We start from the raw sequence: 14,738 nt of genomic DNA, 5'->3' as shown, positions 1-14,738 counted from the left end.
CGCCCTTCGGACCAGTGCCCCGCCGGTCCGTGGGGTGGCTGGCGCAGGCCGTTCAGGCGTGCCTCGCGCCGCCGTCAGCGGATCTCGAGGATCTTCTCCCGCATCGCGTAGACCACGGCCTCCATCCGGGAGTGCAGCTGCAGCTTCTCCAGGATGTTGCGCACGTGGTTCTTCACGGTGTTCTCGGAGATGAACAACTCCTTGGCGATGTCCCGGTTGTTCATCCCCGTGGCGACGAGCTTGAGGACCTCCAGCTCCCGGTCGGTCAGCCGGGGCGCGGGGACGAGCCGGCGCTCGTCGGTCCGCTGGATCATCGACTTGAACTCGGTGAGCAGCTTCGATGCCATGGACGGGCTGATCTGCGACTGCCCGTCGGCCACCGCGCGGATGGCGGTGGCCACCTCGTCGGTGGAGATCTCCTTGAGGAGGTAGCCGGTCGCGCCCGCCTTGATGGCGTCGTAGAGGTCGGCCTCCTCGTCGCTGATCGTCAGCATGATGATCTTGGCGCTGGGCGCGACCTCCTTGATGGAGGTGCAGGCCTCGATCCCGCCCCGCTTGGGCATCCGCACGTCCATCAGGACGATGTCGGGCAGCAGGTCGGCCGCCTTCTCCACGGCCTCGGCGCCGTCCCCCGCCTCACCGACGACCTGGATGTCCTCCTCGGCGGCGAGCACGATCTCCAGTCCGCGGCGGAACAGCGCGTGGTCGTCCACCACGAGGACTCTGATCGGCTCCTTGCGTGGAGTGTCCGCGTCCGGGCCCATGCCGACGACGCCGCCGTCGGCATCCTCGTCCCGCATCGGTCCGAAGCTGTCCGCCATCGTTCCTCCCCCTGAAGGCTGTGGCCTGTGGTCCTGACCATCGCCAACCCAAGGCAACGGCCCACCGGTTGGGCCGCTGCCGCCATGATTCCATGCCGCGCCCGCACCGGGGTGCCGGTGTGGGCGACGGGCGGTGGCACGCCGGTGCCCCTGGGGGCGCACACGCGCACCAGGGGCACCTGCTGTGCTGTCGCCCGGCGGATCAGCCGCCGAGGGTTCCGCCCGCCTCGGGGGAGTTGGTCTCGGTGACCATCGTGTCGGTGCTGAGGTGGATCACGCCGTAGTCGTAGGCGTGGCGCCGGTAGACGACGCTGGGCTCCTTGGTCTCGGAGTCGACGAAGAGATAGAAGTCGTGCCCGACCAGCTCCATCTCGTAGAGCGCCTGGTCGAGGGTCATGGGCGCGGCCACGTGGGTCTTCTCGCGGACGACGAGGGGACCGTCACCCTGGACCTCCAGGGAGCCGATCTTCTTGGTCGGGACCGCCTGCTCCTCCTCCTGGGCGGTGCTGGCCCCGGCGCCGTTGAGGGTCGCCACGCCGGGCACGTGGTCGGGGACCTCGGCCGCCGAGATCCTGCGCGCGCCACGCCGCGAGAAACGCTTGTCGTGCTGCTTGCGCAGCCGGGCGTCCAGCTTCTCCGCTGCCAGGTCGAGCGCCGCGTACGGGTCGCTCGCGGCCGCTTCCGCCCGGATCACCGGACCGCGGGAGCGGAGCGTGATCTCCACCCGGTCACAGCGGTCGGCCTGTCGGGGGTTGGGCTCCTTGGACACCTCGACGTCGAGGCTCATCACCTTGCCATCGAGCTTCTGGATCTTCTCCAGGTTCAGCTTCTCGGCCACGTGCTTCCGGAACCGCTCGGGCACCTCGGTCTTGCGGCCCTTGACGACGATGTCCACGCAGAACTCCGTTCCCGGATCACTCCGCTTCGCTGCGGATGTGTCTCCCTTTTGCACCAGACTCCGGTGACGTCCGGAGTCTCGGACTCGGTGACGTCCACCTCCTCCCCCGCGCGCGAGATCTCCAGTCCACCGGTGCGGGTGATGATGGGAAAACCCGCACCACGGCAATCCGATCCAAGAGGTGTGGCCTGCGGCTTTCCCTCACAACCGAACATATCTCGCGCGGACGGATGGCGTCACCCTCTACCGCGACGTACCTCCATTCAGGCGAATTAACCCTCTGATTACCTGCAACGACGTAAGTTCTCAGTCAGTTTCGGTGTATTCCGAACGCATCCGGCGAGGCCGCCACGACGGCCGCGCACACGGGTGCGACGCCTCCGTCGGCGCCTTTCCGCTCCGCCTCCTTCGACGGCCGGGCGGGGTGCCTGGCCGCTCCGCGCCACGTCGTCGGTGATTTCCGTTGTTGCCCTGTCCCTTCCCGCCTCTCACCCAGGTACACGAACGCGGAAGCCGAATTGCTCGATCCTTCCCCGTCCCGATCGGCCGATTCCGTTTGTTCGCGGGGCGAACTTGACGCGGCCCGCACCGCCCGCGCCGCCTCGGCGAGGGACGCCCCGGTCGTCATCACGTCGTCGACCAGCACGACCCGGCCCCGGCGGAGCAGCCGGCCGCAGCCAGGCGCCACCGCGAGCGCGCCCGCGAGATTGGCCAGCCGCTGCCGGGAGCCGAGCCCCGACTGGTCGGCCACCGGGCGCCGTTGCCGCAGCGCGGCGAGTACTCCGGCGGGTACCCCCGTCCGCCGCAGCTCACCCGCCGCCGCGTACGCGATCCGCCGCGCCGGGTCGTGCCCGCGCGCCCGTACGGCCCGCCGGGCGGACGGCACCGGAACCAGCAGCACGGGACCGCCCCCGGCTCCGCCACCCCCGCACGGTGCCGGCCCGGCCGCCCGCAGACCCGCCCGCACCGCTCCCGCCAGGGCCGCCCCCAGCGGCCGGGAGAGAGCCAGGGCGCCCCGCTCCTTGTGGGCCAGCAGCGCGGCGCGCACCGCGTCGGCGTACGGGGCGGCCGCGTGCACGGGCGGCAGTCCCGGCGGCTCGGGCACCGGTCGCACCCGGCCCGGCTCCGCCCCGGTGAGCGCCGTACGGCAGGCGGCGCAGAGCACGGCGCGGGGCCTGCCGCATCCGCCGCACTCGGCCGGAAGCACCAGGTCGCCGAGGTCCCGCCACCAGCTCCGCATGGCCTCACTGTGCCAACGCCACCGCCACACCGGCCACCCCTGTGGACAACCGGTGCGACCAGGCCGTACGGCGGCTCGAACAGCGGAGCGAGAGCCGGATCAGCCGGGATAGACCGGCGCGATCCCCCGGGTCACCTTCTGCCACTGGGCCCCCGACGGCAGCCGGACGATCCCGTCCACCGAGTACGCCACCAGCGGCGCCAGTTCGTCCTCGGAGGCGGTGAGGGCCTTCACGCCGGTCAGCGCGGCGGGCGGCGGCACGTCCGGTGTGGAGCCGTCGACCTCGACGTACTTCATCTGCTCCACGCCGCCGTGCTCGCGGCCGACCACCACGAGCCTGCTGTCGCCGGCCCACGACATGGCCGTGACCTGCTCCAGCTCGGGCGTCGCCGACCGCGGTTCCAGCACGGTGACCGTGGGCCGCTCGCCCGTGGCGGCCTCGTCCGGGCCGCTGCGCTCGATCCGTCCGATCAGCAGGGACCGCCGGTCGCCCTTCTCCACGACGAGGGCGATGCGCACCCCGTCGGCGGCCACCCGGACCGCCTGGATCCGGCCGTCCAGGCCCGGTGTGCGCACCTCCAGCGCCGGCGCGGTGCCCTTCTCCAGCAGGTACAGCTTGGGCCGGGCCGGGTCACGGTCGGCCACCCACAGCCCGCCCTGGGCGTCCCAGCTGGGCGCGGTCAGGCGGTCCTGCTCGTTGGCGCCCTGGCTGCGCAGCACCGGGTCCCCGAGGGCCGAGCCCGGCGCCAGCGCGGAGACGAACAGCGACCCGCCGTCCAGGCTGACCCCGGCGGCCGTGTTCTCGTCGCGGGCGACCGCCACCGAGCGCAGCCTCTGCTCGCCCTCCCCGAGCGCTCCGGGCACCGGGGCGGGGTCGGCGTCGCTGTTGCCCGCGGCGATCCGCACGAGCTTGCGCTCGTCGTCGACGAAGTAGAGATGGTCGGGCTGGTTCAGCGCGCCCCGGGTGGCGACGGTCTCGGCGCCGTCCTGGGTGAGCGAGCACAGCTGCCCGCCGTCGGCCCGCAGTTCGACCTCCTCCACCGCAGGACTCAGGTCGCGCAGCGTGAACAGCAGCTGCGCGGCCATCTCCTCGCAGCGGCCGGTGCCGACGTCGGCCGCGCGGTCGTTGAGCGGCACGATGAGCTTGCCCCGGTCGTCCGGGGTCAGCGGGCCGGCGCCCTTGCGCAGCCCGGTGCCGGTGGGGAAGCCCGACCGCACGACCGGGTCCAGCCAGCTGGTGGGCCCGGACATCAGGGAGCGCACCATACTGGTGGTGGGGTCGACGTACCGGCGCACGTAGACCGGGTCCGCGACCGCCATCGGCAGCGAGGACCCCTCGACCTCCGCGTTCGAGGCGAAGTAGTACTTGTTGAACGACGTGTAGTTGCGCTGGAAGTCCGACTTGCCCATGACGACGCCCTGCGGCACCGCGTCGATGCGCCACTGACCGCTCTTCTCGTCCTTCGCGAGGTGCACGATCTCGTTGTAGTGGCCGGAGGCGGGCGCGTACGCCTGCTGCGCGTCCACGGTGGCGAACTTGGTGCCGGTCAGCGTGTAGGTCAGGGAGCTGCTGTCCTGCCGGTCCGGCCGGTCGGCGCGGGCGCCGGGGCCGTCGGAGAGCACGGTGGTGGACCGTTCCGGCCGCCAGCCCTTCGACGCCTCGGCGGTCAGGTACTGGCGCGCGGTCTTGTAGTCGGCGTCGTCGCTGGTCAGCGCCTCCAGGAAGCCCTGCACGATCTGGGTGGGGGTGGCGTCGTCGCTCGGCGGCATGGCGTAGACCCGCACCTGCGCGTCCTGGCGCGGCGTGGACTCCACACCGCGCAGGTCCCCGCTGTCCGGCATGGAGGCGCACCCTGCCAGCAGAACGGCCCCGCACACGGCGTACGCCACGCTCCGGGCCGGTGTCCCCCGCCGGCGCCTCATTCGCTCACCGCCCACGCGTTGCCTCCCCGTCCCTCTCCGTACCGCGCGGGTCACCGTCCCCGCCCCCGGCGCCGCCGTCCGCCGTCCGGCCCGCTCCCCGGTCACCCGGGGTTCCGCTCCCGCCGGGCGTCATGCGGGTGCTGCCCGACCGTGCCACCACGCGCGCGCCGTTGCCGGGCAGGGCGGTGGGGTCGGCCGTCGGGGTCGACGTGCCCGGCCGCAGCGCCAGCGGGTCCCGGACGGACTGCGCCGGATCCTCGGCGCCCGGCTGCCGCACCGGCACCGTGGCGCGCTTCTCGCCGTCGCCGCCCCGCGGCAGTCCGGCGTCGTCCAGACCGCGGTTGCGCCGCGAGTCCTTGGGCTCCAGGGGTATGGGGGACCCCCGCAGCGGTTCGTCCGCCGTCCTCGGCAGCGTCAGCCGGAACTGCGAGCCGCCGCCCGGCTCGCCCCATGCCTGGAGCCAGCCGCCGTGCAGCCGCGCGTCCTCCAGGGCGATGGACAGGCCCAGTCCGGTGCCGCCGGTGGTGCGCGCGCGTGCCGGGTCGGCCCGCCAGAAGCGGCTGAAGACCCGGGTGGCCTCGCCGGGCTTGAGCCCCACCCCGTAGTCGCGCACGGCCACCGCCACGGCGCCGCCCGCGGCGGCCAGCTTGACGACGACGTCGTTGCCCTCGCCGTGCTCGACGGCGTTGACGACGAGGTTGCGCAGCACCCGCTCCACGCGCCGGGCGTCGGCCTCGGCGACCACGGGCTGCTGGTCGCCGACGACCTCGATCGTGGTGCCCTTGCGCTCGGCGAGCGGCTCCGCGCCGCTCACCACCCTCCGCACCACGTCACGCAGGTCGATCGGCTCCGCCTCCAGGGCGGCCGCGCCCGCGTCGAAGCGGCTGATCTCCAGCAGGTCGGCGAGCAGCGACTCGAACCGGTCCAGCTGGTCGGCGAGCAGCTCGGCGGACCGCGCGGTCACCGGGTCGAAGTCCTCGCGCGCCTCGTGGATGACGTCCGCCGCCATCCGCACGGTCGTCAGCGGCGTGCGCAGTTCGTGCGACACGTCCGACACGAACCGGCGCTGCATCCGCGACAGGTCCTCCAGCTGGCTGATCTTGAGCTGGAGGTTCTGCGCCATCTTGTTGAAGGCCTCACCGAGCCGGGCGATGTCGTCCTCGCCGGTGACCTTCATGCGTTCCTGGAGCCGTCCGGCGGACAGCCGTTCGGCGATCCCGGCGGCCATCCGCACCGGCGTGACCACCTGCCGCACCACCAGCCAGGCGATCGCCCCGAGCAGCACGACCACGAACAGCCCGGCCGTCGCCAGGGTGCCCTTGACCAGGCTCAGCGACTTCTCCTCCTGGGTGAGCGGGAAGAGGTAGTACAACTGGTACGGGTCGCCGTTGGGGTCGTTGACCTGCTTGCCGATGACCAGGGCCGGCTGGGACTCCTTGTCGGTGTCGTAGACGATGCGCGTGTAGCTCTGCGCCGCCGACGTACTGGTGTCGATCCTCTCGCGCAGCGCCGCCGGCACACTGCCCGTCGGGTCCACCTCGCCGGAGGCGCGCGGTCCGCGCCCGCTGCCGCTGTCCCCGCCGGAGGGCAGGGTGACCACGTCGAAGGCGCCCTGACCACCGCTGGACAGCGAGGCCACGAGGTCGCTCATCCACTGGATGACGCTCTGCGAGCGGCGGCCGTCGGCCGCGGTGCCCTCGTCGCCCGTGACGCTCACGGCCTGCTCGGCCTGCTGCTTGGCCACGGCGAAGCCGCCGGTGGCCTGGCTCTGCGACGCCTTCACCTTGGCGTCCAGCAGGCCGTTGCGCACCTGCCCGATGACCACGAAGCCCAGCAGCAGGACGACGCCCAGCGACATCAGCAGCGTCGTGACGACGACCTTGAGCTGGATGTTGCGCCGCCACAGCCGCATGACGGGCAGCAGTGGCCGGCGCACCCAGCGCATGACCAGCCGGACCACCGGGCTGCCCTGGACCCCGCCCTGGAGCAGGTCCCCGTCGAAGAGGTGGCGCCAGCGTGAGGCGGCCGTCCGCCGGCCGACAGGCCGCCCCGGACGGCCCCCGGGCCGGCCGGACTCCGAAGCGGCACTGTCACCGGACATGTCAGCTCGGTCCTGCCTTGTACCCAACGCCACGGACGGTCACCACGATCTCCGGCTTCTCCGGGTCCTTCTCGACCTTGGAGCGCAGCCGCTGCACGTGCACGTTCACCAGACGGGTGTCCGCCGCGTGGCGGTAGCCCCAGACCTGCTCCAGCAGCACCTCACGTGTGAAGACCTGCCAGGGCTTGCGGGCGAGGGCGACCAGCAGGTCGAACTCGAGCGGGGTCAGCGCGATGGACTGCCCGTCCCGCTTCACGGAGTGCCCGGCGACGTCGATCACCAGGTCGCCGATGGCGAGCTGTTCCGGCGCCGGCTCCTCCGACCTGCGCAGTCTCGCGCGGATCCGGGCGACCAGCTCCTTCGGCTTGAACGGCTTGACGATGTAGTCGTCGGCCCCGGACTCCAGGCCCACCACCACGTCGACGGTGTCGCTCTTCGCCGTGAGCATCACGATCGGCACCCCGGACTCCGCCCTGATCAGGCGGCAGACCTCGATACCGTCCCGGCCGGGCAGCATCAGGTCGAGGAGCACCAGATCCGGCTTGGTCTCACGGAAGGCGGCCAGCGCCTTGTCGCCGTCGGCTACGAAAGACGGCTCAAAACCTTCACCGCGCAGCACGATGCCGAGCATCTCGGCCAGTGCGCTGTCGTCGTCGACGACAAGGACTCGTCCCTTCATAAACGACATCATCCCATTAGCTAATCGTGACCTGGCGTGACCTGGCACACAGGTCCGCCAGGGCCTCGGTCGTCACGGGCGAAACCACGCCCTCTTCGGTGACGATCGCCGTCACCAGTTCCGGCGGTGTCACGTCGAACGCCGGGTTGTACGCCTGGGTCCCCAGGGGGGCCACCGGAATGCCGCCTCCCGCCTCCGCTCCGGCCACCGGCACCTGCGGTGCCGTGATCTCTGTCACTTCATGGCCGGGGCGCTGCTCCACCTCGATGGACGCCCCGTCCGGCGTCCCGGGGTCCACCGTCGTCACCGGTGCCACCACGATGAACGGCACATGGTGGTACCGCGCGAGCACCGCGAGCGGATAGCTCCCCACCTTGTTCGCCACCGAACCGTCGGCCGCGATGCGGTCCGCGCCGATCAGCACCGCGTCCACCTCGCCCGCCGCGAACAACGATCCCGCCGCGTTGTCGGTGAGCAGGGTGTACGCCATGCCGCTGCGAGCCGCCTCGTACGCCGTCAGGCGAGCACCTTGCAGCAACGGACGCGTTTCGTCCACCCACAGGCGTCGCAGCCGCCCCACCCGGTGCGCCGCCAGCGCCACCGCGAAGGCCGTCCCCTCGCCGCCCGACACCAGCGAACCGGTGTTGCAGTGCGTGAGGACCCGGTGCCCGCCGCCGGGCAGCAGCTCGTCGAGCAGCGCCAGCCCGTGCCCGGCCATCCGGCTGCTGGCCTCGGCGTCCTCCCGGTGCAGCCGCTGTGCCGCGGCCAGCGCCGCCCCGGCCGCCTCCCGGGCGTCCCCGCCGCGGTCGAGCACCGCCCGGTACGCGGAGTGCGCCCGCCGCACCCCGACCGCCAGGTTCACCGCCGTGGGCCGGGCGCTCTCCAGCGCCGCCGCCGCGTCGTCCACGTCGAAGCCCCGCACGGCCGCCAGGGCGACCCCGTAGGCGCCCGCGACGCCCAGCAGGGGGGCGCCGCGCACGGCGAGCGAACGGATCGCCTCCACCAGCGCGGGCGCGTCCGTGCAGACGAGCTCGACCTCCTCGGCCGGGAGCCGCGTCTGGTCGAGCAGGACCAGGACCGGGCCTTCGGGCGGCTCCTCCCAGCGCAGCACCGGGATCTGTGTCGGCCGCTTGTTGTCGCCGCTGTGCGCGTACTGATCAGCCATGCCGCCAGTCTGCCCCCTGTCACGCGGACAATAGAAGGCGAGCGGCCCCCACCTCGGCAGGTCCGCCCGCGACCGCCCCATGGCACGATGGCTGCCCAAGCTGCCACCGCGACCGCGACGGGCACCGTGAAGGAGCGACGATGAACGACACTCCGGGCTGGGCCTCGCCCGGATCCGCCCCGTCCGACGGACGGGAACCGGACGCCTCCGGACCTGCCGGGTCCGCCGACGGTCCGGGCCCCGAGCAGTCCGCCGGCCGGCCGCAGCAGCCGGGTGACGCCCCGCCGGAGCCGGGCGTGAAGTGGTCCAAGGAGCAGCCCCCGGCCGGCCAGTGGTCCGCGCCCACCGGCCACACCGGTGCGGGCGCCCCCGGCCAGACCCCTCCGCCCCCGCCCGGCGGCCAGGGCTGGGGAACCCCTCCTCCCGGCGGTCCGGGCTGGGGAGCACCACCCCCCGGCGGTCCCGGGTGGGGCGCCCCTCCGCCCGGCGCCCCGGGTCCCTACGGCGGCTGGGGCAACGGCTGGGGAGGCCCCCCGCCCGCCGCCAAGCCCGGCGTCATCCCGCTGCGCCCCCTCGGCATAGGCGAGCTGCTCGACGGCGCCGTGTCCACCATGCGCACCTACTGGCGCACGGTCCTCGGCATCTCGCTGACCCTCGCCGTGCTCACCGAGGTCGTCGTCGTACTGCTGCAGGGCTTCGTCCTGAACGACTCCAGCACCGCCGTTCTCGACGACCCCAGCGCCACCCTCGGCGAACTCACCGACGCCCTCGGCGACCTCCTGCTCAGCTCCGCCGTGCTCTACGGGATCACCCTGATCGGCACGGTCGCGGCGACCGCCCTGCTGACAACCGTCACCAGCCGCGCCGTACTCGGCCGGTCCGTGACCACGTCCGAGGCCTGGCGCGACGCCCGGCCCCAGATCCCCAGGCTGTTCGGCCTGATCATCCTGCTCTCGCTCATCGCGGCGGGCGTCATCGCCGCCGGCGCGGTGCCCGGCGTCCTGCTCAGTCTCGCGGCCGGCCCCGAGGTCGGCCTCGGACTGACCCTGCTGGGCATCATCGGCGCGGCCGTCGTCGGCATCTGGCTCATGGTCCGCCTCTCGCTCGCCTCCCCCGCGCTGATGCTGGAGAAGCAGGGCATCACCAAGGCGATGCGCCGGTCCTCCCGGCTGGTGCGCGGCTCCTGGTGGCGGGTCTGCGGCATCCAGGCACTGGCCGCGATCATCGCGTACGTCGTCGCGGCGATCGTCGTCATCCCCTTCACGTTCCTCGCCGCCGCGTTCAGCGGTGACGGCGTCACCGGCTTCGTGCAGGCCTCCGGCGGGAACTTCGGCTGGACGTTCCTCATCATCAGCGGCATCGGCTCGGTCATCGGCTCCACGATCACCTTCCCCATCACGGCCGGTGTCACCGTGCTGCTCTACATCGACCAGCGCATCCGCCGCGAGGCCCTCGACCTCGAACTGGCCCGCGCGGCCGGCATCCAGGACCACGGCACCGGCGCCACCGGCGGGAGCTGATGCGGTGACCGCCACGGGGGGAGTTCTCACAGCCGTACCGGCGCTGCTCACGGCCGCCGACACCGCCGTACGCCTGCTGCTGCGCGGCGACGACGACCCGCCCGTCACCCTCCCGCGCGACCCCGCGCGGGAGGCGGCCCGGCGGGAGCTGTCGAAGCAGATGTACCACGAGAACGACCCCAGCTGGCTCCAACGGGCCCTGGACGCCTTCTGGGACTGGGTCGGCAAGCTGTTCGGCGCCGCGTCCACCGCCACGCCCGGCGGCGCGCTCGGCCTGGTCGTCGTCATCGTCGCCGTGCTCGCCGTCCTGGCCGCCCTGTGGTGGCGCCTGGGCACCCCGCGCCGCCGATCCGCCCCGGCACCCGTCCTGTTCGACGACCGCCCGCGCAGCGCCGCCGAGCACCGCGCGGCCGCCGAGGCGCACGCCGCCCAGGGCCACTGGAACCAGGCCGTCCAGGAACGCATGCGGGCCGTCGTCCGCGCCCTGGAGGAACGCTCCCTGCTCGACCCCCGCCCCGGCCGCACCGCCGACGAGGCCGCCGCGGAGGCCGGCCGCGCCCTGCCCGCCCACACCGACCGGCTGCACGCCGCCGCCCGCGCCTTCGACGACGTCACGTACGGCGGCCGCAGCGCGGCGCAGGACACCTACCGGCGGATCGCCGCACTCGACGGCGACCTGGAGCGCACCCGGCCCGCACTCGCCGCCGGCGGCGCCCCGGGAACGGACACCGACGCCCGCAGGGGAGCCGCCGGATGACGACCGAGGTCACCTCCCCGTCCACCTCGGCCTCCCCCACCGCCCGCCAGGTGTGGACCCGCGCCCGGGGCATCGCCCTCGCGCTGGTCGTGCTGGTCGCGGGGGCCGTCGCGATCGCCGTGGTCCGCTCCGACGCCCGGCACGGCGAACTCGACCCGCGCTCCGCCGACCCCTACGGCAGCCGCGCCGTCACCGAGCTGCTCGCCGACCGCGGCGTCGACACCCGTGTCGTCACCACCCTGGAGGAGGCCGCCGCCGCGGCCGGCCCCGGCACCACGCTCCTGGTCGCCGTCCCCGACCTGCTGACCCCCCGCCAGCAGACACGGCTGCACCAGGCCACCGCGGGATCCGGCGGACGCACCGTCCTGGTCGCCTCCGGCGCCGCGTCCGTCGAACGCCTCGCCCCCGGCGTCACCGCCGACCCGGCCAACAGCCTCGACTCCACCCTCGACCCCGACTGCACGCTGCCCGCGGCCCGGCGCGCGGGCGACGCCGACACCGGCGGCATCCGCTACTCCACCGCCCACCTCGACGCCGACGAGTGCTACCCCAGCCGGCGCCTGGCCACCCTGCTGCGCGTCCCCGCCCCTTCCGGCACCGGCGACACCGTCCTCCTCGGCGCCCCCGACATCCTCCTCAACGACCGACTGGACCGGCACGGCAACGCCTCGCTGGCCCTGCACCTCCTCGGCTCCCGCCCCCACCTGGTCTGGTACCTCCCCTCACTGGCCGACGCGTCCGCCCTGGAGCAGGAGGAGCGCAGCTTCTTCGACCTGCTGCCCTCCGGCTGGCTGTGGGGCACACTGCAACTCTTCGTCGCCGCGGCCCTGGCCGCCCTGTGGCGGGCCCGCCGGCTCGGCCCCCTGGTGCCCGAGAACCTCCCCGTGGCGATCCGCGCCTCCGAGACCGCCGAAGGCCGCGCCCGCCTCTACCGCAAGGCGGACGCCCGCGACCGCGCCGCCCTCGCTCTGCGCTCCGCGACCCGCACCCGCCTCGCCCCCCTCGTCGGCGTCCCCGGCACCCAGGCACACACGCCCGAGGTCCTGCTCCCCGCCCTGTCCGCCCGCCTCCAGGGCGACGGACAGACCCCGCACACCGTCCTCTTCGGCCCGCCCCCCGGCGACGACGCAGCACTCGTCCGGCTCGCCGACCAACTCGACGCCCTCGAAAGGCAGGTACGCCGTCCATGATGGACCCGACCACCGACAACGCCGCGCCCACCGGGGACCCGGCCGCCGCCCGGGCCTCCCTGGAGGCCCTGCGCGCGGAGATCGCCAAGGCCGTGGTCGGCCAGGACCCCGCGGTGACCGGCCTCGTCGTGGCCCTGCTCTGCCGCGGCCACGTCCTCCTGGAAGGCGTCCCCGGCGTCGCCAAGACCCTCCTGGTCCGCGCACTCGCGTCCGCCCTCGAACTCGACACCAAACGCGTCCAGTTCACCCCCGACCTGATGCCGAGCGACGTCACCGGCTCCCTCGTCTACGACGCACGCACCGCCGAGTTCTCCTTCCAGCCCGGCCCGGTCTTCACGAACCTCCTCCTCGCGGACGAGATCAACCGCACGCCCCCGAAGACCCAGTCGTCCCTGCTGGAGGCCATGGAGGAACGTCAGGTCACCGTCGACGGCACCCCGCGTGCTCTCCCCGACCCGTTCCTGGTCGCCGCGACCCAGAACCCCGTCGAGTACGAGGGCACCTATCCCCTGCCCGAGGCCCAGCTCGACCGCTTCCTCCTCAAGCTGACCATCCCCCTCCCGTCCCGCGAGGACGAGATCCACGTCCTCACCCGGCACGCCGAGGGCTTCGACCCCCGCGACCTGCGTGCCGCCGGCGTACGCCCCGTAGCGAACGCCGCCGACCTGGAGGCCGCCCGCCGCGCGGTCGCCGCCACCACGGTCTCCCCCGAGATCACCGCCTACGTCGTGGACGTCTGCCGCGCCACCCGCGAGTCCCCGTCCCTGGCCCTCGGCGTGTCCCCCCGCGGCGCCACCGCGCTGCTCGCCACCGCCCGCGCCTGGGCCTGGCTGACCGGCCGCGACTACGTGATCCCCGACGACGTGAAGGCGCTGGCCCTGCCGACGCTCCGCCACCGCATACAGCTCCGTCCCGAGGCGGAGATGGAGGGTGTGACGGCCGACTCCGTCATCAACGCGATCCTGTCGCACGTCCCCGTTCCCCGCTGATGGCACCGACCGGACGCGCCGCCCTGCTCGCGGCCCTCGGCTCGATCCCCGTCGGCATCTGGGAACCCGGCTGGACGGGCATCCTCGCCGTCAACGCCCCCCTGGCGGTCGCCTGTGCCTGCGACTTCGCCCTGGCCGCACCGGTACGCAAGCTCCGCCTGACCCGCTCCGGTGACACCTCCGTGCGCCTGGGCGGCACCGCCGACGTCACCCTGACGATCACCAACGCCTCCGGCCGCCCCCTCCGCGCCCGCCTCCGCGACGCCTGGCCTCCGAGCAGCTGGGCCCCGGGCACGGAGACGGCCGCCTCCCGCCACCGGCTGACGGTTCCCGCGGGCGAACGGCGCCGTGTCACGACCCGCCTGAATCCCACCCGACGCGGAGACCGCCATGCCGACCGCGTCACCGTCCGCTCGTACGGCCCCCTCGGCCTCTTCACCCGCCAGGGCACCCACAAGGTTCCGTGGACCGTGCGTGTCCTGCCGCCTTTCACCAGCCGCAAGCATCTGCCCGCCAAGCTCGCACGCCTGCGTGAACTGGACGGCCGCACCAGCGTGCTGACGCGTGGTGAGGGCACCGAGTTCGACAGCCTCCGCGCCTACGCCCCCGGCGACGACACCCGTTCCATCGACTGGCGTGCCACCGCCCGCCAGTCGGAGGTCGCGGTACGCACCTGGCGCCCGGAGCGCGACCGGCACATCCTGCTCGTCCTCGACACCGGCCGCACCTCCGCCGGACGGGTGGGCGACGCACCGCGCCTGGACGCCTCCATGGACGCGGCCCTGCTCCTCGCCGCCCTGGCGTCCCGCGCCGGCGACCGCGTCGACCTGCTGGCCTACGACCGTCGTGTCCGCGCCCTGGTCCAGGGACGTGCGGCGGGTGACGTCCTGCCGTCTCTCGTGGGCGCCATGGCCACGCTGGAACCCGAGCTGGTTGAGACGGACGCGCGGGGTCTGACGGCCACGGCCCTGCGCACGGCCCCGCGTCGCTCCCTGATCGTGCTCCTCACGACGCTGGACGCGGCTCCCGTGGAGGAGGGGCTGCTGCCCGTCCTGAACCGGCTGACGCAGCGCCACACGGTCCTGCTCGCCTCGGTGGCCGACCCGCACATCGCGACCATGTCCCGGAGCCGGGGTAACGTCGACGCGGTCTACGAGGCAGCCGCGGCCGCACAGGCCCGGACGGAACGCGACCGTACGGCGGAACAGCTGCGCCGTCACGGCGTGACGGTTGTGGACGCGACACCGGAGGACCTGGCGCCGGCGCTCGCAGACGCCTATCTGGCACTGAAGTCGGCAGGACGTCTGTAGGCCGGTCCCCTACCAGTCCCTACGGGGGACACCTGCCAGGGAAATGCCCGGAAACGCAGAAAGCCCCCGTGCCGAATGGCACGGGGGCTTCCTATAAGAATTGTTCGGCGGCGTCCTACTCTCCCACAGGGTCCCCCCTGCAGTA

The 14,738-nt window shown here is 73.5% G+C and carries 12 protein-coding genes; 5 read left to right on the top strand and 7 right to left on the bottom strand.

Annotated features, from left to right (window positions below):
* Positions 1-74: 74 nt before the first annotated feature.
* The 7 genes from ACIF8S_RS33175 to mtnA all read right to left on the bottom strand — a co-directional run bounded on the left by ACIF8S_RS33175 (position 75) and on the right by mtnA (position 8,827).
* Complete coding sequence (locus ACIF8S_RS33175) at positions 75-821, bottom strand: response regulator transcription factor (RefSeq protein ID WP_024888562.1); 747 nt, start codon at positions 819-821, stop codon at positions 75-77.
* Positions 822-1,023: 202 nt separating this feature from the next.
* Positions 1,024-1,716 carry a ribosome hibernation-promoting factor, HPF/YfiA family gene (hpf, locus tag ACIF8S_RS33170; protein ID WP_400004229.1) on the bottom strand — a complete coding sequence of 231 codons (693 nt, stop codon included), beginning with the start codon at positions 1,714-1,716 and terminating at the stop codon, positions 1,024-1,026.
* A 313-nt stretch (positions 1,717-2,029) separates the two neighbouring features.
* A complete protein-coding gene (locus ACIF8S_RS33165) occupies positions 2,030-2,959 on the bottom strand; it encodes a ComF family protein (protein WP_400004227.1) in 930 nt (309 codons plus the stop codon).
* 99 nt (positions 2,960-3,058) lie between these two features.
* Entirely contained in the window at positions 3,059-4,897 is a 1,839-nt protein-coding gene (locus ACIF8S_RS33160) for an LpqB family beta-propeller domain-containing protein (RefSeq protein WP_400004225.1), read from the bottom strand.
* Positions 4,887-6,983 carry an MtrAB system histidine kinase MtrB gene (mtrB, locus tag ACIF8S_RS33155; RefSeq protein WP_400004223.1) on the bottom strand — a complete coding sequence of 699 codons (2,097 nt, stop codon included), beginning with the start codon at positions 6,981-6,983 and terminating at the stop codon, positions 4,887-4,889. Before mtrB ends, ACIF8S_RS33160 begins: the two co-directional genes overlap by 11 nt.
* Before the next feature lies 1 nt (position 6,984).
* Positions 6,985-7,674: a two-component system response regulator MtrA gene (mtrA, locus tag ACIF8S_RS33150; protein WP_004987303.1), complete on the bottom strand. Its 690-nt coding sequence runs from the start codon at positions 7,672-7,674 to the stop codon at positions 6,985-6,987.
* A gap of 4 nt (positions 7,675-7,678) precedes the next feature.
* On the bottom strand, positions 7,679-8,827 hold the full coding sequence (gene mtnA, locus ACIF8S_RS33145) for an S-methyl-5-thioribose-1-phosphate isomerase (protein WP_400004221.1): 1,149 nt from the start codon (positions 8,825-8,827) through the stop codon (positions 7,679-7,681).
* Between the two features lie 140 nt (positions 8,828-8,967).
* On the opposite strand from mtnA, the gene ACIF8S_RS33140 reads away from it, so the two are divergent.
* From ACIF8S_RS33140 to ACIF8S_RS33120, 5 genes are read left to right on the top strand one after another with little or no spacing between them, the layout of a single operon-like run.
* The gene (locus tag ACIF8S_RS33140; RefSeq protein ID WP_400004219.1) at positions 8,968-10,347 is read left to right on the top strand and encodes a glycerophosphoryl diester phosphodiesterase membrane domain-containing protein; all 1,380 of its coding nucleotides are present in this window, start codon (positions 8,968-8,970) and stop codon (positions 10,345-10,347) included.
* Between the two features lie 4 nt (positions 10,348-10,351).
* Positions 10,352-11,104: a DUF4129 domain-containing protein gene (locus ACIF8S_RS33135; protein ID WP_400004217.1), complete on the top strand. Its 753-nt coding sequence runs from the start codon at positions 10,352-10,354 to the stop codon at positions 11,102-11,104.
* The gene (locus ACIF8S_RS33130; RefSeq protein WP_400004216.1) at positions 11,101-12,294 is read left to right on the top strand and encodes a DUF4350 domain-containing protein; all 1,194 of its coding nucleotides are present in this window, start codon (positions 11,101-11,103) and stop codon (positions 12,292-12,294) included. The genes ACIF8S_RS33135 and ACIF8S_RS33130 overlap by 4 nt, the downstream gene beginning before the upstream one ends.
* Complete coding sequence (locus tag ACIF8S_RS33125) at positions 12,294-13,283, top strand: AAA family ATPase (protein WP_400004252.1); 990 nt, start codon at positions 12,294-12,296, stop codon at positions 13,281-13,283. The genes ACIF8S_RS33130 and ACIF8S_RS33125 overlap by 1 nt, the downstream gene beginning before the upstream one ends.
* Positions 13,283-14,593: a DUF58 domain-containing protein gene (locus ACIF8S_RS33120; protein ID WP_400004215.1), complete on the top strand. Its 1,311-nt coding sequence runs from the start codon at positions 13,283-13,285 to the stop codon at positions 14,591-14,593. The genes ACIF8S_RS33125 and ACIF8S_RS33120 overlap by 1 nt, the downstream gene beginning before the upstream one ends.
* The last annotated feature ends 145 nt before the right edge of the window (positions 14,594-14,738 follow it).

It is taken from the genome of Streptomyces sp. NPDC085937 (assembly GCF_044540535.1).
Classification (GTDB): Bacteria; Actinomycetota; Actinomycetes; order Streptomycetales; family Streptomycetaceae; genus Streptomyces.
The sequence above is the reverse complement of the archived record's forward strand: the minus strand, read 5'-3'. Positions and strand labels throughout refer to the sequence as shown.

Bases quoted from the DNA above. Each gene is read 5' to 3' on its own strand.
- ACIF8S_RS33175 (WP_024888562.1), bottom strand. From the start codon at position 821: ATGGCGGACAGCTTCGGACCGATGCGGGACGAGGATGCCGACGGCGGC.
- ACIF8S_RS33165 (WP_400004227.1), bottom strand. From the start codon at position 2,959: ATGCGGAGCTGGTGGCGGGACCTCGGCGACCTGGTGCTTCCGGCCGAG.
- mtrB (WP_400004223.1), bottom strand. From the start codon at position 6,983: ATGTCCGGTGACAGTGCCGCTTCGGAGTCCGGCCGGCCCGGGGGCCGT.
- mtrA (WP_004987303.1), bottom strand. From the start codon at position 7,674: ATGATGTCGTTTATGAAGGGACGAGTCCTTGTCGTCGACGACGACAGC.
- mtnA (WP_400004221.1), bottom strand. From the start codon at position 8,827: ATGGCTGATCAGTACGCGCACAGCGGCGACAACAAGCGGCCGACACAG.
- ACIF8S_RS33140 (WP_400004219.1), top strand. From the start codon at position 8,968: ATGAACGACACTCCGGGCTGGGCCTCGCCCGGATCCGCCCCGTCCGAC.
- ACIF8S_RS33130 (WP_400004216.1), top strand. From the start codon at position 11,101: ATGACGACCGAGGTCACCTCCCCGTCCACCTCGGCCTCCCCCACCGCC.
- ACIF8S_RS33125 (WP_400004252.1), top strand. From the start codon at position 12,294: ATGGACCCGACCACCGACAACGCCGCGCCCACCGGGGACCCGGCCGCC.
- ACIF8S_RS33120 (WP_400004215.1), top strand. From the start codon at position 13,283: ATGGCACCGACCGGACGCGCCGCCCTGCTCGCGGCCCTCGGCTCGATC.